This window comes from Streptomyces sp. NPDC031418 (assembly GCF_055581605.1).
This window is the reverse complement of sequence record NZ_JBVIJC010000015.1, coordinates 86,528-108,371: the sequence shown is the minus strand read 5'-3', so window position 1 is coordinate 108,371 and position 21,844 is coordinate 86,528. Positions and strand designations below refer to the sequence as shown.

The following is a 21,844-nucleotide window of genomic DNA, read 5'->3' as shown; positions in this document are numbered from 1 at the left end:
TCAGACGCCCCGAAGCGACCGGCCACCGACACCACAGCCACGCCAAACGCCCCGAGCCGACCTGTCACCGACACCGCAGCCACGCCAGAAACCCCAAGGCGACCAGCCGCAGAAACGGCCGACACGTCAGACGCCCCGAAGCGACCGGCCACCGACACCACAGCCACGCCAAACGCCCCGAGCCGACCTGTCACCGACACCGCAGCCACGCCAGAAACCCCGAGGCGACCAGCCGCAGAAACGGCCGACGCCTCAGACGCCCCGAAGCGACCGGCCACCGACATCGCAACCAGGCCAGACACCCCAGGGCGACCAGCCACAGCGACGGCCGACACACCAGACACCCCGAGCCGACCAGCCACCGACACCACAGCCACGCCAAACGCGCCAAAGCGACCGGCCACGAACACGGCCGACACGCCAGACACCCCGAGCCGACCACCCACGGCGACGACCCGCCCAGCCGGCACCGCAGCCGCGCCGCCGATCACCGCCGTACGACGCCCGCTCCCGGCGCTCCGGCCACAGGCGCCCCCGCCCGCACCCACCACCCCACCGCAGCCGGTGCCACCGGCACACCCGCTCGGGCCGGCCGGGGCCGGATGCCGAGGAGGGGGTGCCGAGGGGGTAGCCGTGGGCGGCGCGGGCGCCGCCGAGTCGCCCGGCCGCCATCGCCGATGCCGCCGATGCCGTTGCCCGTCGGGGGTGCCGGGTCCCGGGAGGCGGCCGGTGCGCTGGCGCGCCGTCCGCCCCGCAGGGCTGTGCATGTCCTACCGGACCAGACCCCAGCGGAAGCCGAGCGCCACCGCGTGGGCCCGGTCCGAGGCGCCGAGCTTCTTGAACAGGCGCCGCGCGTGCGTCTTCACGGTGTCCTCGGAGAGGAACAGCTCACGGCCGATCTCGGCGTTGGAACGGCCGTGGCTCATGCCCTCCAGCACCTGGATCTCGCGCGCGGTGAGCGTGGGCGCGGCGCCCATCTCGGCCGAGCGGAGACGGCGCGGCGCGAGGCGCCAGGTGGGGTCGGCGAGCGCCTGGGTCACCGTGGCCCGCAGTTCGGCGCGCGAGGCGTCCTTGTGCAGGTAGCCACGGGCGCCGGCGGCGACCGCGAGGGCCACGCCGTCCAGGTCCTCGGCGACCGTGAGCATGATGATGCGCGCGCCGGGGTCGGCGGAGAGCAGCCGGCGGACGGTTTCGACACCGCCGAGGCCGGGCATGCGCACGTCCATCAGGATGAGGTCGGAGCGGTCGGCGCCCCAGCGGCGGAGGACTTCCTCGCCGTTGGCCGCCGTCGTCACGCGCTCGACGCCGGGCACGGTCGCGACCGCGCGGCGGAGCGCTTCTCGGGCAAGCGGGGAGTCGTCGCAGACGAGGACGGATGTCATGACCGCCCTCCGCAGCTGATGCGCGTCACCTTGAGCCTCCAGGCTGGTACGGAATCGTCACCTGTGCGGTCGACCGCCTCGGACGCCTGCCCGAGCGCTTGTGTTCTCAACCGCCTCCGCACTCTCAACGACGGTCACTCGAAAGAGTTACGGGCCCGCGTGCCGTCTTCGGCACTCTACGTGAGGGGCCCGACACGGTGCAGTCACGAGCAAGAGACCCTCAACTTTTCATCACAACCTATGCCCCATTCGGACCCTTTTCTTCCCGTTTCGTGGTGTCCGAGGCTAGATTCGCAATGAGTCATATTTTCATCTCCTTAGACCGGAGATGTACGGTCGTTGGCACCGTATCCGCCCAGAACGGCTACAAGGGGTCACGTAATGGCAGATTTCTCCCGCCTTCCCGGACCGAACGCGGACCTGTGGGACTGGCAGCTGCTGGCTGCCTGCCGCGGGGTGGACAGCTCGCTCTTCTTTCACCCGGAAGGCGAGCGCGGGGCGGCACGGAGCGCTCGCGAGAACTCGGCCAAGGAGGTCTGCATGAGGTGCCCGGTCCGTGCGGAGTGCGCGGCGCACGCGCTGGCGGTGCGCGAGCCGTACGGAGTGTGGGGCGGCCTGACCGAGGACGAGCGCGAAGAGTTGATGGGGCGGGCACGCAACCGCCTGGTGCCGGCCTCGGCCGGCTCCGGCGGCACCGCCTCGACCGCCTGAGAAGAGCTTGAAGCACGCCTGAAGGAACGTTTCTGCGAAGAAGTACGCACACAGCAGGCCGCGCAGAAGCCGCACCCGCGGCTCCGGGTTCCTCCGGCCCCTACGGCCGCCGGGCCGCGCGGGCCAGCTGCTCCAGCGTCGCCGCCACGGCCGGCACCTGTGCCAGGTCGGGCAGGGTGAGGGCGACGATCTCCCGCCGTACCGCCGGTTCCAGCCGGACCGCACGCACCCCCCTGGGCCGTACCGACTCCACCGCCAGCTGGGGCAGTACGGCGACTCCGAGGCCCGCGCCGACCAGGCCGACCACCGCCGGATAGTCGTCCGTGGCGAAGTCGATGCGCGGGCTGAAGCCGGCCCCCTCGCACACCTCCACCAGCTGGCCCCGGCAGCGCGGGCAGCCCGCGATCCAGGGCTCCTCGGCCAGCTCGCCGATGGCGACGGTCTCCGCGCGCGCGAGGCGGTGCCGTTCCGGTACGAGGGCCACCAGACGGTCCGTCAACAGGGGGCGGACGACGAGGTCGTCCCAGTCCTCGGCGACGGCCGCGCCCTCGTAGCGGAAGGCGAGCGCCAGGTCGCAGTCGCCGTCCCGGAGCAGGGCGACGGACTTCGGGGGCTCGGCCTCCTCCAGCGAGACACGGGTGCCGGGGTGGGCGGCGCGCAGGGCGGCCAGGGCGGTGGGGACCAGGGTGGAGCTGCCGCTGGGGAAGGAGACCAGCCGGACCCGGCCGGCCCTCAGGCCCGCGATGGCGGCGACCTCCTCCTCGGCGGCGGTGAGTCCGGCGAGGATGCCGGAGGCGTGCCGGACGAGGGCCTCGCCGGCCTGGGTGAGGCGCATCTCGCGGCCGCTGCGCACCAGCAGCGGGGTGCCCACGGAGGTCTCCAGGGCCTTCATCTGCTGGCTGACGGCGGGCTGGGTGCAGCCCAGTTCGCGCCCCGCCGCCGAGAAGGACCCGGTGGCGGCTACGGCGCGCAGGACGCGGAGATGACGTGCCTCGATCACCCCTTGAGCATAAGGCAGCCTTAGGGAAAGCGCCCAATAATCGCTCGACGCTTTGAGGCAGGCCCCGTACCGTACCGGCATGAAGCTTCTCTCCCTCAACCTGGGCCGTCCGCAGCGGGTGCCGTACACGAGCCAGCGGGACGGCGTGACGGGCATCGACAAGAAGCCGGTCGACGGGCCGGTGCAGGTGACGGCGCCGGGGCCCAAGGGGACCGGCGCGAGCGGGCTGGCCGGGGACGCGGTGTGCGAGCTGCGCCACCACGGCGGCGACGACCAGGCGGTGTACGCCTACGCGCGCGAGGACCTCGACGACTGGGAGCGCGAGCTGGGCCGACCGTTGGCCAACGGTTGCTTCGGCGAGAACCTCACGACGATCGGGCTGGAGGTCTCCCGGGCGCTGGTCGGCGAACGCTGGCGGATCGGCGCGGAACTGGTCCTGGAGGTGACCGCCGGGCGGATCCCGTGCCGCACCTTCGAGGGCCATTTGGGCGAGCGGGGATGGGTGAAGAGGTTCACCCGGAAGGCCGCGACCGGTGCCTACCTGCGGGTGATCGAGCCGGGTGAGATCCGCGCGGGCGACGCGATCGAGATCGTCCACCGGCCGGACCACGGGGTGACGGCGGAGATGCAGTTCCGCGCGGCCACCACGGAGCGGGAACTGCTGCCGCGGCTGCTCGCCGCGGGCGAGGCGCTGCACTCGGAGTCGCTGGCGGCGGCCCGCAAGTACGTGGCGGAACAGGCCGGCTGAGGGCCGGTCACCGGCAGCGGGCGCTGTCGGTGCGGGTCACTACCCTTGGGCCATGACAACGGCTCTGATTACGGGATCGACCGCGGGGATCGGTGCCGCGTTCGCGCGGCGGCTGGCGGCGGACGGACATGACCTGGTCCTGGTGGCCCGGGACACCCGCCGACTGCGCGAGCAGGCGACGGAACTGCACGACCGGCACGGCATCGAGGCGGAGGTGCTGACCGCCGACCTGTCCGAGGACAAGGGCATCGAGGCGGTGGCCGACCGGCTCGGCGACCGGAAGAACCCGGTCGACCTGCTGGTCAACAACGCGGGCTTCGGCAACAAGGGCCGCTTTCTCGAGGTGCCCATGGCCGACGAGCTGAAGATGCTCAAGGTGCACTGCGAGGCGGTGCTGCGGCTGACCTCGGCGGCGGTCGAGGGGATGCGGGAGCGCGGCCGGGGCGGGGTCGTCAACGTCGCCTCGGTGGCGGCCTTCGTGCCCCGGGGGACCTATGGCGCCTCCAAGTCGTGGGTCGTGCAGTTCACCCAGGGCGCGGCGCGGGACCTGGCGGGCAGCGGGGTGCGGCTGATGGCGCTGTGCCCGGGCTTCGTGCGCACGGAGTTCCACCAGCGGGCCGGGATGGGCACGGACAACATCCCGGGCTGGCTGTGGCTGGACGCCGACAAGCTGGTCGCCGCGGCGCTCGCCGATCTCGCGCGGGGCCGGACGCTGTCCATCCCGGACCCCCGGTACAAGGCGCTTATGGGCCTGGTGAAGGTGGCGCCCCGGGGGCTGCTCGGCGGGGTCACCTCGAAGACGGGGCGCAAGTACGGGCCGCAGTAGTGCCCGAGGGCCGCACCCGTCGGTGAACGGGTGGCGCCGTCGCCCCGGTGGGAAGATGGGCCTGACGGAAACCGGGCCAGGGGGGCCGGGAGGCGGCGTCATGACCTTCGTACAGCTCATCGAGTGCAGGACGAGCCGGCTGGACGAGATGAACCGGCTCATGGACGACTGGGTCGAGCAGACCAAGGGGAAGCGGACGGCGCGGCACGCGCTGGTCGGCAAGGACCGCTCGGACGCGTCGCACATCGTGGAAGTGGTGGAGTTCTCCTCCTACGAGGAGGCGATGCGGAACTCGAACCTGCCGGAGACCGACCGGATCTTCGAGGGGATGGTCGCGCTGTGCGACGAGATGCCGACCTTCGTCGACCTGGACGTCGTACGGGACGAGCGGCTGGCGGAGGACGCCGTCCGCAGGTTCTTCGCCGCGTTGGAGCGGGCCGGCGAGCTGGCTCCGTTCAACGACCTGCTGGAGGAGGACATCCACAGCCATGACCCGGTGAACCCGCAGGACACCATCGGGCTGGACAACGTCCGCAGCGAGTTCCGGATGTGGCGGGGCGCCTTCGACTTCACCTGGTCGCTCGAGGACGTGTTCACCGAGGGCGACCGGGCCTGTGCGCGGTGGACCTGGCGGGCCACGCACACCGGCGACTTCCTGGGCATCCCGCCCACCGGCCGGAAGGTCACCATGACCGGGATGACGCTGTTCCGGTTCGGTGCCGGCGGAAAGATCGCCGAGCTGTGGTGGCAGCACGACCAGCTGGGGCTGATGCAGCAGCTCGGCGCGCTGGACGAGCTGGAGCAGTGAACGGCCGATGGCCCGGCGCCGCAAGGGCGGCACCGGGCCATCGTCAGGGTCTGCGCGTCACAGGGCGCGCGGTGACCGGTTCGCTCAGTGGGCGTGGCCGTGGCCGTGGCCCGCGGCGGCCGGCTCTTCCTCTTCCTTCTTCTCGACGACCAGGGTCTCGGTCGTGAGCAGCAGGGAGGCGATGGAGGCGGCGTTCTCCAGGGCGGAGCGGGTGACCTTCACCGGGTCGATGACGCCGGCCTTGACCAGGTCGCCGTACTCGCCGGTGGCGGCGTTGTAGCCCTGCCCCTTCTCCAGGTCCTTGACCTTGGAGACGATGACGTAGCCCTCCTGGCCGGCGTTCTCGCCGATCCAGCGCAGCGGCTCGACCACGGCGTTGCGGACGACCGCGACACCGGTGGCCTCGTCGCCGGTCTTGCCGAGGTTGCCCTCGAGGACCTTGGAGGCGTGCACCAGGGCGGAGCCACCACCGGAGACGATGCCCTCCTCGACCGCGGCGCGGGTCGCGGAGATGGCGTCCTCCAGACGGTGCTTCTTCTCCTTCAGCTCCACCTCGGTGGCGGCGCCGACCTTGATCACGCACACGCCGCCGGCCAGCTTCGCGAGGCGCTCCTGGAGCTTCTCGCGGTCCCAGTCGGAGTCGGTGTTCTCGATCTCGGCCTTGATCTGCGCGACGCGGCCGGTGACGTCCTCGGACTTGCCGCCGCCGTCGACGATCGTGGTGTCGTCCTTGGTGACGGTGACGCGGCGGGCGGTGCCGAGCACGTCGAGACCGGCCTGGTCGAGCTTGAGGCCGACCTCCTCGGAGATGACGGTGGCGCCGGTGAGGACGGCCATGTCCTGGAGCATCGCCTTGCGGCGGTCGCCGAAGCCGGGGGCCTTCACCGCGACGGCGTTGAAGGTGCCGCGGATCTTGTTGACGACCAGGGTCGACAGGGCCTCGCCCTCGACGTCCTCGGCGATGATCAGCAGCGGCTTGGAGGCGCCGGCCTGGATGACCTTCTCCAGCAGCGGCAGCATGTCCTGGATGGAGGAGATCTTGCCCTGGTTGATCAGGATGTAGGGCTCGTCGAGGACGGCCTCCATGCGCTCCTGGTCCGTGACGAAGTACGGCGACAGGTAGCCCTTGTCGAAGGCCATGCCCTCGGTGAAGTCCAGCTCCAGACCGAAGGTGTTGGACTCCTCGACGGTGATGACACCGTCCTTGCCGACCTTGTCCATGGCCTCGGCGATCAGCTCGCCGACCTGCTGGTCCTGGGCGGACAGCGCGGCGACGGCGGCGATGTCGGACTTCTCGTCGATCGGACGGGCGGTGGCCAGCAGGTCGTCGGAGACGGCCTTGACCGCGGCGTCGATGCCCTTCTTCAGGGCGGCCGGGGAGGCACCGGCGGCGACGTTCTTCAGACCCTCGCGGACCAGCGCCTGGGCGAGGACGGTGGCGGTGGTGGTGCCGTCACCCGCGATGTCGTTGGTCTTGGTCGCCACCTCCTTCACCAGCTGCGCGCCGAGGTTCTCGTACGGGTCCTCGATCTCCACCTCACGGGCGATGGTGACACCGTCGTTGGTGATGGTGGGGGCGCCGAACTTCTTGTCGATGACGACGTTGCGGCCCTTGGGGCCGATCGTCACCTTCACCGTGTCGGCCAGCTTGTTGACGCCGCGCTCGAGGGCGCGACGGGCGTCCTCGTCGAACTTCAGGATCTTCGCCATGACAGCGGGAGCCCTCTCGGAAATCTGTGGGTGAAAAACCGAACTGCGCCCCGGGCGCCCGGCTTCGTTATCGGTCGCGGGGGCCAGGGGCGCAGCTCAGAATGCTTGAGGTGGTCTTACTTCTCGATGATCGCGAGAACGTCGCGAGCCGAGAGGACGAGGTACTCCTCGCCGTTGTACTTCACCTCGGTGCCGCCGTACTTGCTGTAGAGGACGACGTCGCCGACCTTGACGTCGAGCGGCAGACGCTCGCCGTTCTCGAACCGGCCCGGACCCACGGCGAGGACGGCGCCCTCCTGGGGCTTCTCCTTCGCGGTGTCCGGGATGACCAGGCCGGAAGCCGTGGTCTGCTCGGCGTCGAGCGGCTGGACCACGATGCGGTCCTCGAGCGGCTTGATGGCAACCTTGGAGCTGGCGGTCGTCACGATCCGACCTCCCCCTTCGGAGATCTCACGGGGTTAACTGTCTGAGGTGGCGACCAGGTCGATCCGTCGTCGCGGGTGCCGGACCTGCCCGTCGCGTTTGTTGGCACTCTCCGGGGGGGAGTGCCAGAGCGAGACTATGACCGCGATTAGCACTCGGTCAAGCCGAGTGCCAATTCCGGCCGCGCGTCGCCCCACAGGTCCGGCCGAGCACACCGCGGCACGCCCCCCGTGGGCCGGCCCTAGAGGTAGTCCTCCAGCCGTCCGACCGTCAGTCCCCGTCGCTGGATGCGGCGCAGCAGCCGCGCGGTCCGCCGGCGCAGCGACGGGCCCGTCGTCCCGTCCGGGCCGACGAGGACGATGTCGCCGGGTTCGAGCCGGTGTTCGCCGTGCGTGTAGACGAGGTCGGCCGGGGTCATCACGGCCCGCCACAGCACGATCGCGGAGATGCCGCAGTCGGCCGCCGCGCGCAGGGTGACCGTGTCGTACGTGCCGTGGGGCGGGCGGAACAGCCGGGGGTGGACGCCGAGGCGGGCGGCGAGGCGGCTCTGCTGGCCGCAGATCTCGGCGCGCTGGCCGGCGTACGGCACTCCGCGCAGGGCACGGTGGTCCAGGGTGCGGTTCTCGATGCCGGCGCCGAGCCGGTGCAGCCGGGCGACGTGCGGGTAGCCGGGGCCGGCGACGCCGTCGGTGAGGAAGAGGCTCACCGGGAGCCGGAGTTCGCGGACCATGGCGAGGAAGCGGGGGTCGCGCTCGGCGCCGTCGTCGTAGGTGAGGAAGACGACCCGGTCCCGGGTGGGGACGTGGTCCAGGACGGGCGGGGTGGCGCGGCCGCCCGGGCGCGCCGCGAGCGGGCGGCCGGCGGGCGGTGCGGGGGGCCGGGCGAGCGGTTCGCTCAGCCCCCAGTGGCGGTACGGCTGGTCGGGGGCGGGGCCGTGCGGGCGCACCTCCTGGGCGGCTTTTCTGCCCAGGCGTTCGATGGGGTCGACGGACTGGGCGCAGCCGGCGAGGAGGGCGGCCGCGAGGAGGGCCGCGGCGAGGACCGCGGCCGGGCCCCGCCGCGGCCTCACAGGTAGTCCTCCAGGCGGGCCACCGCGTAGCCCTCGCGCGTGATCCGGTTCAGGAAGCGGCGCATGTCGTCGACCATCGTGCCGTTCCAGTCGGAGCGGCCACGGAAGTGGGTCAGGACGATGTCGCCCTTGCGGAACTGCTGGTCGTCCTCGCGGAACTCCCAGTGGTCGACGAAGACCTCCTCGTTCCAGATCGGCGCGTATCTGATGCCGCAGGCCTTGGCGGCGCGCAGGGTGTCCTGGTTGTAGTTGCCGTAGGGCGGGCGGAAGACGGTCGGGCGCTTGCCGAACTCCCGCTCCATGATGTCCTGCATGCCGCAGATCTCGTCCTTCTGCTCCTCGTAGGACAGACCCGGCAGGTAGGGGTGGTGCAGGGTGTGGTTGTTGAGGGTGTGGCCGGAGGACTGCATCTTCCGGAAGTAGCCGTAGTCGTCCTTCACCAGGTAGTTGCTGAGGAAGGCGGTGTACGGGATCTTCAGGTCCTGCATCATCTTCAGGAACCGGGGATCCTTCTCCGAGCCGTCGTCGATCGTGAGGAAGACGACCTTGTCGCGGGTCGGGATCGTGGTGAAGACCGGGGGCAGGTCCCAGTCCTCCTGGTGGTCGACCTCGAAGCCGGGGCGTGCGGTGATCTCCGGCTTCTTCCTGGGCGGGGCGGGCGGGGTGAGCGGGACCTCGTCCAGCCCCCAGCGCCGGGCGGCGGCGACCAGCCGGGCATGTTCGGCGGCCCGCCGGGCCTTCGGGGACAGCACGTGGGCAGGGCCGCCCTGGCCGGGGGCGGCGGGGGCCGCGGGGGCGACGGAGTCGGGACCGGCGCAGCCGGCGAGGAGCGCGGCCGAGGCCAGCGCGGCGGCGGCGCAGCCGAGGGCCGTCCGGCGGACGCGGGCCCGGGGACCGCATCGCAGTCCGGCCCGATTTTTATCGTTTTGTACGACTACTCGCATGGTGCCGGATCCTCCCAGGCCCCACCCGGCCACCCCGCCCGACACCACCCACCGCACGCGCACCATCCACCGACTGGCCCACAATGACCCGGTGAACGACCTCGCTCTCCTCCTCACCCCCGAAGGCCGTGCCCTCCTCGCCGAGGTCCGCGACACCGCCCCGGCGGACGAACTCGCCGTCGCCACCCGGCTGCGCCGCGACCACCCGGCCGAGCTGGTGTCGGCCGCGCTCGGCCAGGCCCGGCTGCGGCAGCGGGCGGCGGCGAAGTTCGGCGCGGCGGACGCCCAGCGGATGTACTTCACGCCCAACGGGGTCGAGCAGTCGACGCGCGCGAGCGTGGCGGCGTACCGGGCGGCCCGGCTGAAGGAGCTGGGCGTCACCTCGGTGGCCGACCTGTGCTGCGGGATCGGCGGGGACGCGATCGCGCTCGCCCGGGCCGGGATCCGGGTGCTGGCCGTGGACCGGGACCCGGTGACGGCGGCCACGGCGCGCGCCAACGCCGAGGCGCTCGGGCTCGCCGGGCTGATCGAGGTGCGGGAGGCCGATGTCACGGAGGTGGACACCACCGGGTACGACGCGGTGTTCGTGGACCCCGCCCGGCGCGGGGGCCGCGGGCGGATCTTCGACCCGGAGGCGTACTCACCGCCGCTGTCCTGGGCCGTCGGCAAGGCCCTGGCGGCGCCCCGCGCCGCGCTGAAGATCGCGCCCGGCATCCCGCACGAGGCGGTGCCCGCCGAGGCCGAGGCGGAGTGGATCTCCGACGGCGGCGATGTGAAGGAGGCGGTGCTGTGGTTCGGGACCGGGGCGCCCGGCACGGTCCGGGCCACGCTGCTGCCCGGCCCGCGCACGCTGCTCGGCCGGGGGCTGCCCGATCCCGCGGTACGGCCGGTGGGGCGCTATCTGTACGAGCCGGACGGCGCCGTGATCCGCGCGCACCTGGTCGCCGAGGTGGCCGAGCAGGTCGGCGGCGGACTGATCGACGCGACCATCGCGTACGTCACCGCCGACGAGCTGCGACCCGTGCCGTACGCCTCGGCCTACGAGATCACGGACGTGCTGCCCTTCAACGTGAAGAAGCTGAAGGCGCTGCTGCGGGAGCGGGAGGTCGGCACGCTGACCGTGAAGAAGCGCGGGTCGGCCGTCGAGCCGGAGGAGCTGCGCAGGAAGGTCAAGCCGCAGGGCCCGAACGCGGCGACCGTCTTCCTGACCCGGGTGGCCGGCGCCCCGACCATGCTCGTCGGCCGCCCCGCCTGATCCGAAGACCCCCTAGTCCGGCGTCTCGGCGGCGCGGCGCAGCAGCAGGGTGCGTTCGCGTGCGTTGCGGGTGAGGGCGGCCGCGCGCGTGAACTCGGCCCGTGCCTCCGTCGTACGGCCCAGCCGGGACAGCAGGTCGCCGCGGACGCTGGGCAGCAGGTGGTAGTCGCGCAGGGCCGGTTCGCCGGCCAGGGCGTCCACCAGCGCCAGGCCCGCGGCGGGGCCTTCGGCCATCGCGACGGCGACCGCGCGGTTCAGCTCCACCACGGGGGACGGAGCGCGGGCCGCGAGCAGGTCGTACAGGGTGGCGATGGTGGGCCAGTCGGTCTCCTCGTACGTGTACGCGTGCGCGTGGCAGGCGGCGATGGCCGCCTGGAGGGCGTACGGGCCCGGGGCGCCGGGGGCCAGGGCCTCGGCGCGGGAGAGGGCCTGCACGCCGCGGGCGATGAGCAGGCGGTTCCAGCGGCGCCGGTTCTGGTCCTGGAGCAGCACCGGTTCGCCGTCCGGTCCGGTGCGGGCCGCCGTGCGGGAGGCCTGGAACTCCAGCAGCGCGGTCAGCGCGTGCACCTCCGGTTCCTTGGGCATCAGCGCGGACAGCACACGGGCCAGCCGCAGGGCGTCCTCGCACAGCCCCGGGCGCAGCCAGTCGTCGCCCGCGGTGGCCGCGTACCCCTCGTTGAAGATCAGGTAGATGACGTCCAGGACGGAGCCGAGGCGGGCCGCGCGGTCCGGGCCGTACGGCACCTCGAAGGCGACGTTCCGCCGGGCCAGGGTGCGTTTGGCGCGGACGATGCGCTGGGCGACCGTCGGCTCCGGGACCAGGCAGGCGCGGGCGATCTCGGCGGTGGTCAGACCGCCGAGCAGACGCAGTGTGAGCGCGGTGCGGGCCTCGGCGGACAGCACCGGGTGGCAGGTGGTGAAGACCAGCCGGAGCAGGTCGTCGTCGATGTCGTCCGGGTCGGCGGGCTCGTCGTACGCCGGCGGGGCCGTCCGCAGGTCCCGGCCGATCTCGGCGAGCTTGCGGGCGTAGGTCTCGCGGCGCCGGATCAGGTCGACGGCGCGGTGCCGGGCGGTGGCCATGAGCCAGCCGCCCGGGTTGTCGGGCACGCCGTCCCGGGGCCACTGCTCCAGGGCCGCGACCAGCGCGTCCTGCGCCAGTTCCTCGGCGAGGCCGACGTCCCGGACGATCCGGGCGACGCCGGCGATCACGCGCGGGGACTCCAGACGGAAGACGGTCTCGATGGCCTGGGCGGTGTCGCGCCGGGCGGTGTCGTACGCGACGGGCTCGGGGTGTGCCGGGGTGGGCTGTGGTTCCACAGCCCACCATGCAACACCCCCGTACCGCACCGCGCCAGGCGCCTCAGCCCTCGGCGATCTCGCGTACCTCACAGGTCACGGTCCAGTACTCCTCGTGGGCCTTGAGGAACCGCTTGGTCCACTCGATGGCCTCGTCCATGTCCTTGCACTGCATGAGGGCGTATCCGCCGACGACCTCCTTCGACTCGGTGAACGGCCCGTCCGTGACGGTGACCTGGCCGCCCTCCCAGCGCACCCGCCGGCCCTGGCTGTGCGGGGTGAGTCCGGCGGTGTCGAGCATGACGCCCGCCTTGGTGATCTCCTCGATCAGCGCGCCCATGCGCTCCATCAGCTCGGGGCTGGGGCCCTCGGCCGGGGCGGTGGACTCGTCGACGCGCACGATCGACAGGTAGCGGGGCATGGTGCACTCCTTCGGTGGTGGGCGGGGCCTCTCCCCCGCCGCTCACCTGTGTGTCGAACGGGCCCCACCCCGAATCGACACCCCGCCGAAGTTTTTTTCCGGCTGCCGGCGACGGCGCCTGACGGTACACGTGACTCCGAAAGTTTCGACTGAGCAACCGATTGACTTCGGAGGAATGTCGGGGCACCCATCCAACCCGTCAAAACATCAACTTTCGGCCACCGGCGCCGCCGTACTCGACCGCACCACCAGACTCGTCGCCAGCTCCACCCGGCTCGCCGCCGGCTCCTGCTGCTCGCGCCCCAGCTCCAGCACCAGCCGGGCGGCCGCCTCGGCCATCTCGGTCAGCGGCTGCCGTACGGTCGTCAGCGGCGGGCCGACCCAGCGGGCCACCGGCAGATCGTCGAAGCCGACCACGCTGAGGTCCTCCGGGATGCGCAGTCCCAGCTCGCGGGCGGCCTCGTACAGCCCGAGCGCCTGGAGGTCGTTGCCCGCGAAGACGGCCGTCGGCCGGTCCGGGCGGCGCAGCAGCTCCAGGCCCAGCCGGTAGCCGGCGTCGTGGTGGAAGTCGCCGGTCAGCACGAGCGAGGGGTCGACGGGCAGGCCGGCGGTCTCCAGCGCCGCCCGGTAGCCGTCGACCCGGGCCCGGGCGCACATCATCCGGGACGGCCCGCTGAGCGCGCCGATCCGGGTGTGCCCGAGGTCGACCAGGTGCCGGGTGGCGGCGAGCCCGCCCTGCCAGTTGGTGGCCCCGACGGACGGCACGTCCGGGCCCGGGTCGCCGGCCGGGTCCATCACCACGAACGGGATGGACCGGCTGGTCAGCAGCGCCCGCTGGGACTCGTCGAGCCCGGACAGCACCAGCACCACCCCGTGCGGCCGGCGGGCGGCGACCTGGTCGGCCCAGGTGCGGCCAGGGGTGAGCCGGCCGGCCGACTCGGACAGCACCACGCTCAGCCCGGCGTCCCGGGCCACGTTCTCCACGCCCCGGATGACCTCCATCGCCCAGGCGCTCTCCAGCTCGTGGAAGACCAGGTCGATCAGCGGGGAGCGGGAGGCCTCGGCGCGTCGGCGCCGGTAGCCGTAGGCGCGCAGCAGTTCCTCGACCCGGGTGCGGGTCGCCGGGGCCACGTCGGCACGGCCGTTGAGCACCTTCGAAACAGTCGGAGCGGAGACCCCGGCCTCACGGGCGATTTCGGCGAGGGTCGCCGTCTGCGTTTCTGCGGGCTTCGAAGGCTTCATGCCCGCGATCGTATCGCCGCAGCACCCCTTGACGAAGGCCTTCGCGAGCCATAGGTTCCCGGAACATTCGCTATACACTTCGAAACATTCGTAGTCGCCGTACAGAGAACCGAACAGCCACAGCCAAGAGTCCAGCTGAGTCAGACGGGAGTTCCATGACCACCGCCCCTTGGCGCGACCCCGACCTGCCCGCCGGCGCCCGCGTGGACGACCTGCTCTCCCGGATGACCCTGGAGGAGAAGGCCGCCCAGCTGTACGGCGTGTGGGTGGGCGCCGCCACGGACGGCGACGGAGTCGCCCCCCTGCAACGCGAGATGAGCGCCGCCTACGACTGGGACGAGCTGATCACCCTCGGCCTGGGCCAGCTGACCCGCTCCTTCGGCACGGCCCCGGTCGAGCCGGACGTCGCCGCCCGGGCCCTGGCCCGCGCCCAGCGCCGGATCGCCGGGGCCGGCCGGTTCGGCATCCCGGCCGTCGCACACGAGGAGTGCCTGGCCGGGTTCACCGCCTGGCAGGCGACGGCGTACCCGGTGCCGCTCGCCTGGGGCGCCTCCTTCGACCCGGAGCTGGTCGAGGAGATGGGCCGGCACATCGGCCGTGATCTGCGCTCGGCCGGGGTCCACCAGGGCCTGGCACCGGTGCTGGACGTCGTCCGCGACCCGCGGTGGGGACGGGTCGAGGAGACGATCGGCGAGGACCCGTACCTGGTCGGCACGGTCGGCACGGCCTATGTGCGCGGCCTGGAGTCGGCCGGCGTGGTGGCCACGCTCAAGCACTTCGCCGGCTACGCGTCCTCGGCGGGCGCCCGCAACCTGGCGCCGGTCCGGGCGGGCGTCCGGGAGTTCGCGGACCTCACCCTGCCGCCCTTCGAGATGGCCCTGCGCGAGGGCGGCGCCCGGTCGGTGATGGCGGCCTACACGGAGACCGACGGGGTGCCGGTCTCCGCCGACCCGCGGCTGCTGACCGATGTGCTGCGCGAGGAGTGGGGCTTCACCGGCACGGTGGTCGCCGACTACTTCGGCATCGCCTTCCTCCAGACCCTGCACCGGGTGGCGGCGGACGAGGAGGAGGCGGCCCACCGGGCGCTGGTGGCGGGCATCGATGTCGAGCTGCCCACCCTGAAGTGCTACGGCACCCCGCTGGTGGCCGCCGTCCGCGCGGGCCGGATCCCGGAGTCGCTGGTGGACCGCGCGGCCCGCCGGGTGCTGGTGCAGAAGTGTGAACTGGGCCTGCTGGACGAGGACTGGCGGCCGGAGCCGGAGGGCCCGGTCGACCTGGACTCGGCGGCGAACCGCGCCCTCGCCCGCCGGCTGGCCGAGGAGTCGGTGATCCTGCTGGACAACCCGGGCGGCGCGCTGCCGCTGGCCCCCGACGCCCGGATCGCGGTCGTCGGGCCGCGTGCGGCGGACGCGTTCGCCATGCTCGGCTGCTACTCCTTCCCCTCCCATGTCCTGCCGCAGCACCCCGAGGTCCCGCTGGGCATCGAGATCCCGACCCTGCTGGACGCGCTGCGCGGCGAACTGCCGGACGCCAAGGTGACGTTCGCCGAGGGCTGCGGCGTCGCGGAGCCGGACACCGCCGGGTTCGCGGAGGCGGTGGCCCGGGCGGCGGAGGCGGACGTGTGCGTGGCGGTGCTCGGCGACCGGGCGGGCCTGTTCGGCCGGGGCACCTCGGGCGAGGGCTGCGACGTCGCCGACCTGAGCCTGCCGGGCGTGCAGGGGGAGTTGCTGGACGCGCTGGTCGAGACCGGCGTCCCGGTCGTCCTCGTGCTGCTGACCGGACGGCCGTACGCCCTCGGCCGCTGGCACGGGCGGCTCGGCGCGGTGGTCCAGGCCTTCTTCCCCGGGGAGGAGGGCGGCCCTGCGGTGGCCGGGGTGCTGTCCGGCCGGGTGAACCCCTCCGGCCGCCTGCCGGTGAGCGTGCCGCGCGTGCCCGGCGGCCAGCCGTGGACCTACCTCCAGCCGCCGCTCGGCCTGCCGAACGACGTCAGCAGCCTGGACCCGACCCCGCTGTACCCCTTCGGGCACGGCCTGTCGTACACCACCTTCGCCTGGGAGGACGTCCAGGCGACGGAAACAAGTGTTTCCACGGACGGCACCTGCGACCTCTCGCTGACCGTCCGCAACACCGGAGAACGTGAGGGGGCGGAGGTCGTCCAGCTGTATCTGCACGACCCGGTGGCGAGCGTGACCCGGCCCGACGTACGGCTGATCGGATACCGGCGGGTGGACCTCGCCCCCGGCGCGTCCCGCCGGCTCACCTTCCGCTTCCACGCCGACCTGTCCGCCTTCACGGACGGCACGGGGACGCGGGTGGTGGAGCCGGGCGCGCTGGAGCTGCGGCTGGGCGCCTCCAGCGCGGAGATCCGGCACACGGCGCGGCTCGAACTGACCGGGCCGGTGCGGGTGGTGGGCGCGGAGCGCCGGCTGCGCTGCGAGACGCTCCTCGACGGGTCCTGAAACGACGAGACCCGCCTCCGAAGATTCGGAGGCGGGTCTCGGATGGAGCGCCGGGCAGGCCTTGCACCTGCATCTCCCCGCAGGAAGCGGGACGTCTTTCCTTGGACCACCAACGCACTGCGTCCGGGCCGGTGTTCCGGCCGTTCGCGGTGAGATGATCATAGCGGAAGTGCGGCCCGGTCCGTCAACTCACCTGCTCGAACCGCCAGCGGTGCACCGCCCGGGTCACCAGCTCCGGGTCCGGCTCGGGCAGTTCGGGCAGCTCCGCGTCGTACGGCGCGTCCCACCAGGTGATGACCAGCACCCGGTCCTGCGGCGCCCGGAAGGTCTCCCGGCGCACCGGCTCGGCGGCGAGGGGCTGCGCGCGCACCCAGTCCAGCAGCCGCCCGCCGCGCCCCTCGGCCGCCCGGGCCTCCCACATCAGCGCGACCGTCACGAGTACAGGTTCTCCTTGCTGACCTCGTGCACATGGTCGTGGTCGTGGCCGGGCACGTGCGGCTCGGTCACCGGCAGGGAGGAGTCGGCCGACAGGTCCCAGGCGGAGGCGGCCCGGTTCCGGGCGACCATCTCGGCGCCCAGCGCGGCCACCATCGCGCCGTTGTCCGTGCACAGCTTGGGGCGCGGGACGCGCAGCCGGATGCCGGCCGCCTCGCAGCGCTCCTGGGCGAGGGCGCGCAGCCGGGAGTTGGCCGCGACCCCGCCGCCGATCATCAGGTGGTCGACGCCCTCGTCCTTGCAGGCGCGGACGGCCTTGCGGGTCAGCACGTCGACCACGGCCTCCTGGAAGGAGGCGGCCACGTCCCGGACCGGGACCTCCTCGCCGGCCGCGCGCTTGGCCTCGATCCAGCGGGCCACGGCCGTCTTCAGACCGGAGAAGGAGAAGTCGTAGGCGGGGTCGCGCGGGCCGGTCAGGCCGCGCGGGAAGGCGATGGCCTCCGGGTCGCCCTCGCGCGCGTACCGGTCGATGACCGGGCCGCCGGGGAAGCCCAGGTTCAGCACGCGGGCGATCTTGTCGAAGGCCTCGCCGGCCGCGTCGTCGATGGTCGAGCCCATGGGCCGTACGTCGGCGGTGATGTCCTCGGACAGCAGCAGCGAGGAGTGGCCGCCGGAGACCAGCAGGGCCATGGTCGGCTCGGGCAGCGGGCCGTGCTCCAGCTGGTCGACGCAGATGTGGGAGGCGAGGTGGTTGACGCCGTAGAGGGGCTTGCCGAGGGCGTAGGCGTACGCCTTGGCCGCCGAGACCCCGACCAGCAGGGCGCCCGCGAGCCCGGGACCGGCGGTGACGGCGATGCCGTCCAGGTCCCGGGCGCTCACCCCGGCCTCCTTCAGCGCGCGGTCGATGGTCGGGACCATCGCCTCCAGGTGCGCCCGGGACGCCACCTCCGGTACGACACCGCCGAAGCGGGCGTGCTCGTCCACGCTGGAGGCGACGGCGTCCGCCAGCAGGGTGGTGCCGCGGACGATGCCGACGCCGGTCTCGTCGCAGGAGGTCTCGATGCCGAGGACGAGCGGTTCGTCAGCCATTGATCTCGGTTCCTTGTACAGATGAGGCGGGGTCGGTCAGGCGCATGACCAGGGCATCCACGTTCCCCGGCTGGTAGTAGCCGCGTCTGAACCCGATGGGGGCGAAGCCGAAGCGCTCGTAGAGCTTCTGGGCACGGACGTTGTCGACCCGGCACTCGAGCATGACCTCGGTGCACTCGAAGGCGGTCGCGGCCCGCAGCAGCTCGGTCAGCAGCCGGGCGCCGAGGCCGGTGCCCTGGAGGTCGCGGGCGACGGCGATGGTCTGGATGTCACCGACCGCGGCGGAGCCGCTGTCGGACCCGGTGCCGGAGGCGGCGAGCCCGGCGTATCCGACGATCCGGCCGTCCTCCGCCGCCACCAGGTACCGGCGGCTCGCCTCGGGGCCCCGCGCGTGCGCCAGCTCGGACCAGAACATGCCCCGGGACCAGGCGTCCTCGGGGAACAGGTCCTTCTCCAGCTCCAGGACCGGGTCGATGTCCCACCAGCGCATCTCGCGCAGTCGTACCGTCACTTCGGGGTGACCACCTTGTAGTTCTTGGGAACCTGGGCGTCCGGGCGGCGCAGATACAGCGGGCGGGGCGCCGGCAGCTCCTCGCCGGCCGCCAGCCGGGCCGCGGCGAGCGAGGCGAGCGCGGCGGCGGACACGTGCTCGGGCTCGTGGACGCTCGGGAAGGTGTCCGGGTAGAGCAGCGCGCCCGCGCCGACCGCCGGAAGCCCGGCGACCTGCTCGGCGATGTCCGCCGGGCGGTCCACCGCCGGATCGGTCAGCCGGGTGTGCGAGTCGGCGTACTTCGCCCAGTAGACCTCCTTGCGCCGGGCGTCGGTCGCCACGACGAAGGGGCCGGTCTCGATGTCGGCGGCGTGGGCGAGGCCGTCCAGGGTGCAGACCCCGTGCACGGGGACGCCGAGCGCGAGCCCGAAGGTGTCGGCGGTCATCAGCCCCACGCGCAGGCCGGTGTAGGGGCCGGGTCCGATGCCGACGACGATCCCGGTGACCGCCTCCAGCTTCAGCCCGGCCTCGGCGAGCACGCGGTCGACGGCCGGCAGCAGCAGCTCTCCGTGCCGGCGCGCGTCCACCTGGCTCGACGAGGCGATGACGTCCGTGCCGTCGTGCAGCGCGACGGTGACGGCGGGTGTTGCGGTATCCAGAGCGAGCAAGAGCACGCGAACAGCCTACGGCGCCCGCGGCTCGCGCACGCCCGTCCGGGGCGCACGGTCACCGGCTGCTACGGTCTGTACGGAGTACGTCACGAAGTACGACATATGACAACTCTTGTCCGGCAATCCTGTCCGGCATTTCCTGTCCGGCATTTCTTGTCCGGCATTCGGTGCGAGCAGAGGTGGGCGCAGGTGGCAGGGACCAGCTCGGGGATCGTGGCCGCTCTCACCGCGGCGGCCGTCGGCGCCGTCGGCTTCCTCGCCTACCAGGCCCAGGCGACCGTGCCGGCGGGCCTGGGCGGCAGGCCGGCGCCGGGCGCGTCCGCGTCGGCGGCCGCCAGCAAGGCGCCCCGGGACCGGCACAACCCGACCGCCCTGCCGAGCGGCTCCGGCGCGGGTGAGCGGGTCGTGTACTCGGTGGACGACGACCGGGTCTGGCTGGTCGGCGAGAGCGGCCGGGTGGAGCGCTCGTTCCCGGTGTTCCCGGGCACCCTGGACCCGCTGCCGGGCACCTACTGGGTGTCGTCCCGCTCGAACGCGATCACCGGCACGGACGGGCTGCCCGTCGAACACGTGGTGCGGTTCACCAGCGTGGACGGGGTGGCGATCGGCTTCAGCGCGGCGGTCGGCAGCGGCGACTCCGGCTCCGGCGCGGGGCCCGAGCCGGGCGTCAAGACCGGTGGCATCCGGGAGAACCGGGAGGACGGCGACGCGATGTGGAAGTTCGCCACGATCGGGGTGCGGGTGGTCGTGATCCGCTAGGCGGCGTCACGGTGGGCACGGTCGGCAGGGTCGCGGTCCGCAGGGCCATGGTCCGCAGGGCCATGGTCCGCAGGGCCATGGTCCGCAGGGCCATGGTCCGCAGGGGGCTGCGGGGGTGTCCCGCCTTCGGGGGGTTCCGGAGCCCTCGAAATCGCGTCCGCCGCCGCGCACGACGCCAGCAGGTCGCTCATCGACACGTCGGTCATGGACGCCTCCTGAGGTGCGGGGGCGGGCGCGGTTAGGCATACCTAACCAAGGGCTGGATACCATGTCATCACGCCCGGAGGTCCCGCGCAACAGGTTGCCGACGGCCTGTCGGAAAAGGTCGGACGCCGAAAGGGTCGGACGCCGAACGGGTCAGACGGTCAGGGCGGCCAGGTCCGAGCCGGTCCACCGCGCGCCCAGCCCGGTCAGCGTCACATGCCGTACCTCGTCGGTGGTGTCGCCGACGGCACGGTGGATGACGACCTGGAGGCGGTCCTCGGTCAGCTCCTCGACCTTGCCCTCGCCCCACTCCACGACGATCACCGAGTCGGACAGCGAGACATCGAGGTCCAGGTCCTCCATCTCGTCCAGGCCGCCACCGAGCCGGTAGGCGTCCACGTGGACCAGCGGCGGACCGTCGCCGAGCGAGGGGTGCACCCGGGCGATCACGAAGGTCGGCGAGGTGACCGCGCCGCGCACACCCAGGCCCTCGCCGAGTCCCCGGGTCAGCGTGGTCTTGCCCGCCCCCAGCTCACCGCTGAGCATCACCAGGTCGCCCGCGCGCAGCAGCGCGGCCAGCCGGCGGCCCAGCTCGCGCATCTGCTCGGGCGAGGTGATCGTCAGGCGGGTCTCAGCGGGGAGGTGCGGTGCTGCTGGTGCTTCCATAGCCCATAACCGTAGCCCCTGCGGGTACCGCACCCGCGCGGGTGAGCAGGTCGGCGAGGCGGTCGGTGACCACTTCCGGGTGTTCCAGCATCACCAGGTGCCCGGCGTCCGGCACCAGCACCAGCTCGGCGTCCGGGAGCAGGCCGGCGATGGCCTCGCTGTGCTCGCTCGGCGTCACCAGGTCCTGCATCCCGGCCAGCACCAGCACCGGCAGCTCCCGGAAGCAGGCCAGCGCCTCGGTCTTGTCGTGCTCGGTGAAGGCCGGGTAGAACTCGGCGACCACGTCGATCGGGGTGGACTCGATCATCCGCTCGGCGAACCGCTCGACCGCCGGATCGACGTCCCGCCCGGCGAACGAGTACCGCTTGATGATCCCGGCGAACAGGTCGGCGGTGGCCCGGCGCCCCTTCTCCACCAGCTCCGCCTGCTGCCCGAGCGCCCTGAGCACCCCCGGGAGTATCCGGCGGATCGCGTTGACCCCGGCCATCGGCAGCCCGAAGTTGACCTCGCCCATCCGGCCGGAGGAGGTGCCGACGAACGCGGTGGCGACGACCCGGTCCCGGATCAGCTCGGGAAAGTGCGCGGCGAGCGCCATCACCGTCATCCCGCCCATCGAGTGGCCGACCAGCACGATCGGCCCCTCCGGTACGGCGGCGTCCAGGACGGCCTTCAGATCGCGGCCGAGCTGGTCGATGGTGACGGGCACCCGGTCCCGGGTCTGGGCCACGCCCCGCCCGGAGCGCCCGTGGCTGCGCTGGTCCCAGTGCACGGTCCGGACCACCCCGCGCAGCGCCGCCCGCTGGAAGTGCCAGGCGTCCTGATTGAGGCAGTAGCCGTGGCAGAAGACGACGGTGACCGGGGCGGGCGCCTTGCGGCCGAACAGCCGGCGCCGGCGCGGCGAGACCTGCGCGCCGGAGTCGGGCTCGACCTCGTCGACCTCGTAGTACAGCTCGGTGCCGTCGTCGGCGACGGCCTTGCCCGGGGTGCCGCGCAGGGTGCCGTACGGCCCCGCCGAGTCCAGCGCCAGCCGTGCTTTGCGGCGCACCCCGCGGCCGACCGTCATCCGCTCCAGGGCGACACCGGCCGCCGCTCCCGCGGCCAGCACGCCGATCGCGGCTCCGGCGAGGCCGGTCGCCCTGCGCCAGCTCCCGGCCGCCCCCGCGGCGGAGGCGGCGGCCGCCGAGGCCACGACGTCCGCCACGGCCTCCGCACTGCTCTCGCTCACGTACCGCTCCT

23 protein-coding genes are annotated in these 21,844 nt (G+C 72.8%); 7 read left to right on the top strand and 16 right to left on the bottom strand.

Annotated elements, in window-relative coordinates; translation table 11 throughout:
* A partial coding sequence (locus tag ACZ5CZ_RS23210) for a hypothetical protein (RefSeq protein ID WP_468945573.1) occupies positions 1–419 on the bottom strand: 419 nt, incomplete at its 3' end.
* Between the two features lie 351 nt (positions 420–770).
* Positions 771–1,382: a response regulator transcription factor gene (locus ACZ5CZ_RS23205; RefSeq protein WP_003948568.1), complete on the bottom strand. Its 612-nt coding sequence runs from the start codon at positions 1,380–1,382 to the stop codon at positions 771–773.
* A 381-nt stretch (positions 1,383–1,763) separates the two neighbouring features.
* Between ACZ5CZ_RS23205 and ACZ5CZ_RS23200 the strand changes: the two genes are divergently transcribed.
* On the top strand, positions 1,764–2,093 hold the full coding sequence (locus ACZ5CZ_RS23200) for a WhiB family transcriptional regulator (RefSeq protein WP_385843393.1): 330 nt from the start codon (positions 1,764–1,766) through the stop codon (positions 2,091–2,093).
* Between the two features lie 100 nt (positions 2,094–2,193).
* On the opposite strand, the gene ACZ5CZ_RS23195 is transcribed toward ACZ5CZ_RS23200, so the two are convergent.
* Positions 2,194–3,093, bottom strand: a complete 900-nt coding sequence (locus ACZ5CZ_RS23195; protein WP_450788632.1) for a LysR family transcriptional regulator — start codon at positions 3,091–3,093, stop codon at positions 2,194–2,196.
* Positions 3,094–3,172: 79 nt separating this feature from the next.
* Between ACZ5CZ_RS23195 and ACZ5CZ_RS23190 the strand changes: the two genes are divergently transcribed.
* From ACZ5CZ_RS23190 to ACZ5CZ_RS23180, 3 genes are all read left to right on the top strand, one after another.
* The gene (locus ACZ5CZ_RS23190) at positions 3,173–3,841 is read left to right on the top strand and encodes an MOSC domain-containing protein (RefSeq protein ID WP_468945570.1); all 669 of its coding nucleotides are present in this window, start codon (positions 3,173–3,175) and stop codon (positions 3,839–3,841) included.
* Positions 3,842–3,893: 52 nt separating this feature from the next.
* A complete protein-coding gene (locus tag ACZ5CZ_RS23185; RefSeq protein ID WP_468945568.1) occupies positions 3,894–4,667 on the top strand; it encodes an SDR family NAD(P)-dependent oxidoreductase in 774 nt (257 codons plus the stop codon).
* Positions 4,668–4,767: 100 nt separating this feature from the next.
* Positions 4,768–5,475 (top strand): ester cyclase, encoded by a 708-nt coding sequence (locus ACZ5CZ_RS23180; RefSeq protein ID WP_468945566.1) that lies wholly within the window; start codon positions 4,768–4,770, stop codon positions 5,473–5,475.
* An 84-nt stretch (positions 5,476–5,559) separates the two neighbouring features.
* Here the strand turns inward: ACZ5CZ_RS23180 and groL are convergent, their stop codons facing one another.
* The 4 genes from groL to ACZ5CZ_RS23160 form a co-directional block, all read right to left on the bottom strand.
* Complete coding sequence (groL, locus tag ACZ5CZ_RS23175; protein WP_385843387.1) at positions 5,560–7,185, bottom strand: chaperonin GroEL; 1,626 nt, start codon at positions 7,183–7,185, stop codon at positions 5,560–5,562.
* 116 nt (positions 7,186–7,301) lie between these two features.
* Entirely contained in the window at positions 7,302–7,610 is a 309-nt protein-coding gene (gene groES / locus ACZ5CZ_RS23170) for a co-chaperone GroES (RefSeq protein ID WP_039652762.1), read from the bottom strand.
* 239 nt (positions 7,611–7,849) lie between these two features.
* On the bottom strand, positions 7,850–8,677 hold the full coding sequence (locus ACZ5CZ_RS23165; protein ID WP_468945564.1) for a polysaccharide deacetylase family protein: 828 nt from the start codon (positions 8,675–8,677) through the stop codon (positions 7,850–7,852).
* On the bottom strand, positions 8,674–9,621 hold the full coding sequence (locus ACZ5CZ_RS23160) for a polysaccharide deacetylase family protein (RefSeq protein ID WP_468945561.1): 948 nt from the start codon (positions 9,619–9,621) through the stop codon (positions 8,674–8,676). Before ACZ5CZ_RS23160 ends, ACZ5CZ_RS23165 begins: the two co-directional genes overlap by 4 nt.
* 91 nt (positions 9,622–9,712) lie before the next feature.
* On the opposite strand from ACZ5CZ_RS23160, the gene ACZ5CZ_RS23155 reads away from it, so the two are divergent.
* Entirely contained in the window at positions 9,713–10,876 is a 1,164-nt protein-coding gene (locus tag ACZ5CZ_RS23155; protein ID WP_468945558.1) for a THUMP-like domain-containing protein, read from the top strand.
* A gap of 12 nt (positions 10,877–10,888) precedes the next feature.
* Here the strand turns inward: ACZ5CZ_RS23155 and ACZ5CZ_RS23150 are convergent, their stop codons facing one another.
* The 3 genes from ACZ5CZ_RS23150 to ACZ5CZ_RS23140 form a co-directional block, all read right to left on the bottom strand.
* On the bottom strand, positions 10,889–12,193 hold the full coding sequence (locus ACZ5CZ_RS23150) for an RNA polymerase sigma factor (RefSeq protein WP_468945556.1): 1,305 nt from the start codon (positions 12,191–12,193) through the stop codon (positions 10,889–10,891).
* A gap of 43 nt (positions 12,194–12,236) precedes the next feature.
* Positions 12,237–12,593 carry a YciI family protein gene (locus ACZ5CZ_RS23145; protein WP_385843382.1) on the bottom strand — a complete coding sequence of 119 codons (357 nt, stop codon included), beginning with the start codon at positions 12,591–12,593 and terminating at the stop codon, positions 12,237–12,239.
* 207 nt (positions 12,594–12,800) lie between these two features.
* Positions 12,801–13,835 carry a LacI family DNA-binding transcriptional regulator gene (locus tag ACZ5CZ_RS23140; protein WP_385843380.1) on the bottom strand — a complete coding sequence of 345 codons (1,035 nt, stop codon included), beginning with the start codon at positions 13,833–13,835 and terminating at the stop codon, positions 12,801–12,803.
* A 155-nt stretch (positions 13,836–13,990) separates the two neighbouring features.
* On the opposite strand from ACZ5CZ_RS23140, the gene ACZ5CZ_RS23135 reads away from it, so the two are divergent.
* The gene (locus ACZ5CZ_RS23135; protein ID WP_468945553.1) at positions 13,991–16,294 is read left to right on the top strand and encodes a beta-xylosidase/alpha-l-arabinosidase; all 2,304 of its coding nucleotides are present in this window, start codon (positions 13,991–13,993) and stop codon (positions 16,292–16,294) included.
* A 184-nt stretch (positions 16,295–16,478) separates the two neighbouring features.
* On the opposite strand, the gene ACZ5CZ_RS23130 is transcribed toward ACZ5CZ_RS23135, so the two are convergent.
* From ACZ5CZ_RS23130 to tsaB, 4 genes are read right to left on the bottom strand one after another with little or no spacing between them, the layout of a single operon-like run.
* A complete protein-coding gene (locus tag ACZ5CZ_RS23130; RefSeq protein ID WP_385843378.1) occupies positions 16,479–16,730 on the bottom strand; it encodes a hypothetical protein in 252 nt (83 codons plus the stop codon).
* Positions 16,727–17,818 (bottom strand): tRNA (adenosine(37)-N6)-threonylcarbamoyltransferase complex transferase subunit TsaD, encoded by a 1,092-nt coding sequence (tsaD, locus tag ACZ5CZ_RS23125; protein WP_385843376.1) that lies wholly within the window; start codon positions 17,816–17,818, stop codon positions 16,727–16,729. The genes ACZ5CZ_RS23130 and tsaD overlap by 4 nt, the downstream gene beginning before the upstream one ends.
* Positions 17,811–18,308: a ribosomal protein S18-alanine N-acetyltransferase gene (gene rimI, locus ACZ5CZ_RS23120; protein WP_385843564.1), complete on the bottom strand. Its 498-nt coding sequence runs from the start codon at positions 18,306–18,308 to the stop codon at positions 17,811–17,813. Before rimI ends, tsaD begins: the two co-directional genes overlap by 8 nt.
* 17 nt (positions 18,309–18,325) lie before the next feature.
* Positions 18,326–18,982, bottom strand: a complete 657-nt coding sequence (gene tsaB / locus ACZ5CZ_RS23115) for a tRNA (adenosine(37)-N6)-threonylcarbamoyltransferase complex dimerization subunit type 1 TsaB (RefSeq protein WP_385843375.1) — start codon at positions 18,980–18,982, stop codon at positions 18,326–18,328.
* A 186-nt stretch (positions 18,983–19,168) separates the two neighbouring features.
* Here tsaB and ACZ5CZ_RS23110 point away from each other — a divergent pair, with 186 nt between their 5' ends.
* Entirely contained in the window at positions 19,169–19,738 is a 570-nt protein-coding gene (locus ACZ5CZ_RS23110) for a hypothetical protein (protein ID WP_468945548.1), read from the top strand.
* A gap of 357 nt (positions 19,739–20,095) precedes the next feature.
* Here the strand turns inward: ACZ5CZ_RS23110 and tsaE are convergent, their stop codons facing one another.
* Together tsaE and ACZ5CZ_RS23100 are read right to left on the bottom strand one after the other, a co-directional pair.
* Positions 20,096–20,608, bottom strand: a complete 513-nt coding sequence (gene tsaE / locus ACZ5CZ_RS23105; protein WP_385843372.1) for a tRNA (adenosine(37)-N6)-threonylcarbamoyltransferase complex ATPase subunit type 1 TsaE — start codon at positions 20,606–20,608, stop codon at positions 20,096–20,098.
* Positions 20,574–21,833 carry an alpha/beta fold hydrolase gene (locus tag ACZ5CZ_RS23100; RefSeq protein WP_468945544.1) on the bottom strand — a complete coding sequence of 420 codons (1,260 nt, stop codon included), beginning with the start codon at positions 21,831–21,833 and terminating at the stop codon, positions 20,574–20,576. Before ACZ5CZ_RS23100 ends, tsaE begins: the two co-directional genes overlap by 35 nt.
* Positions 21,834–21,844: the final 11 nt, after the last annotated feature.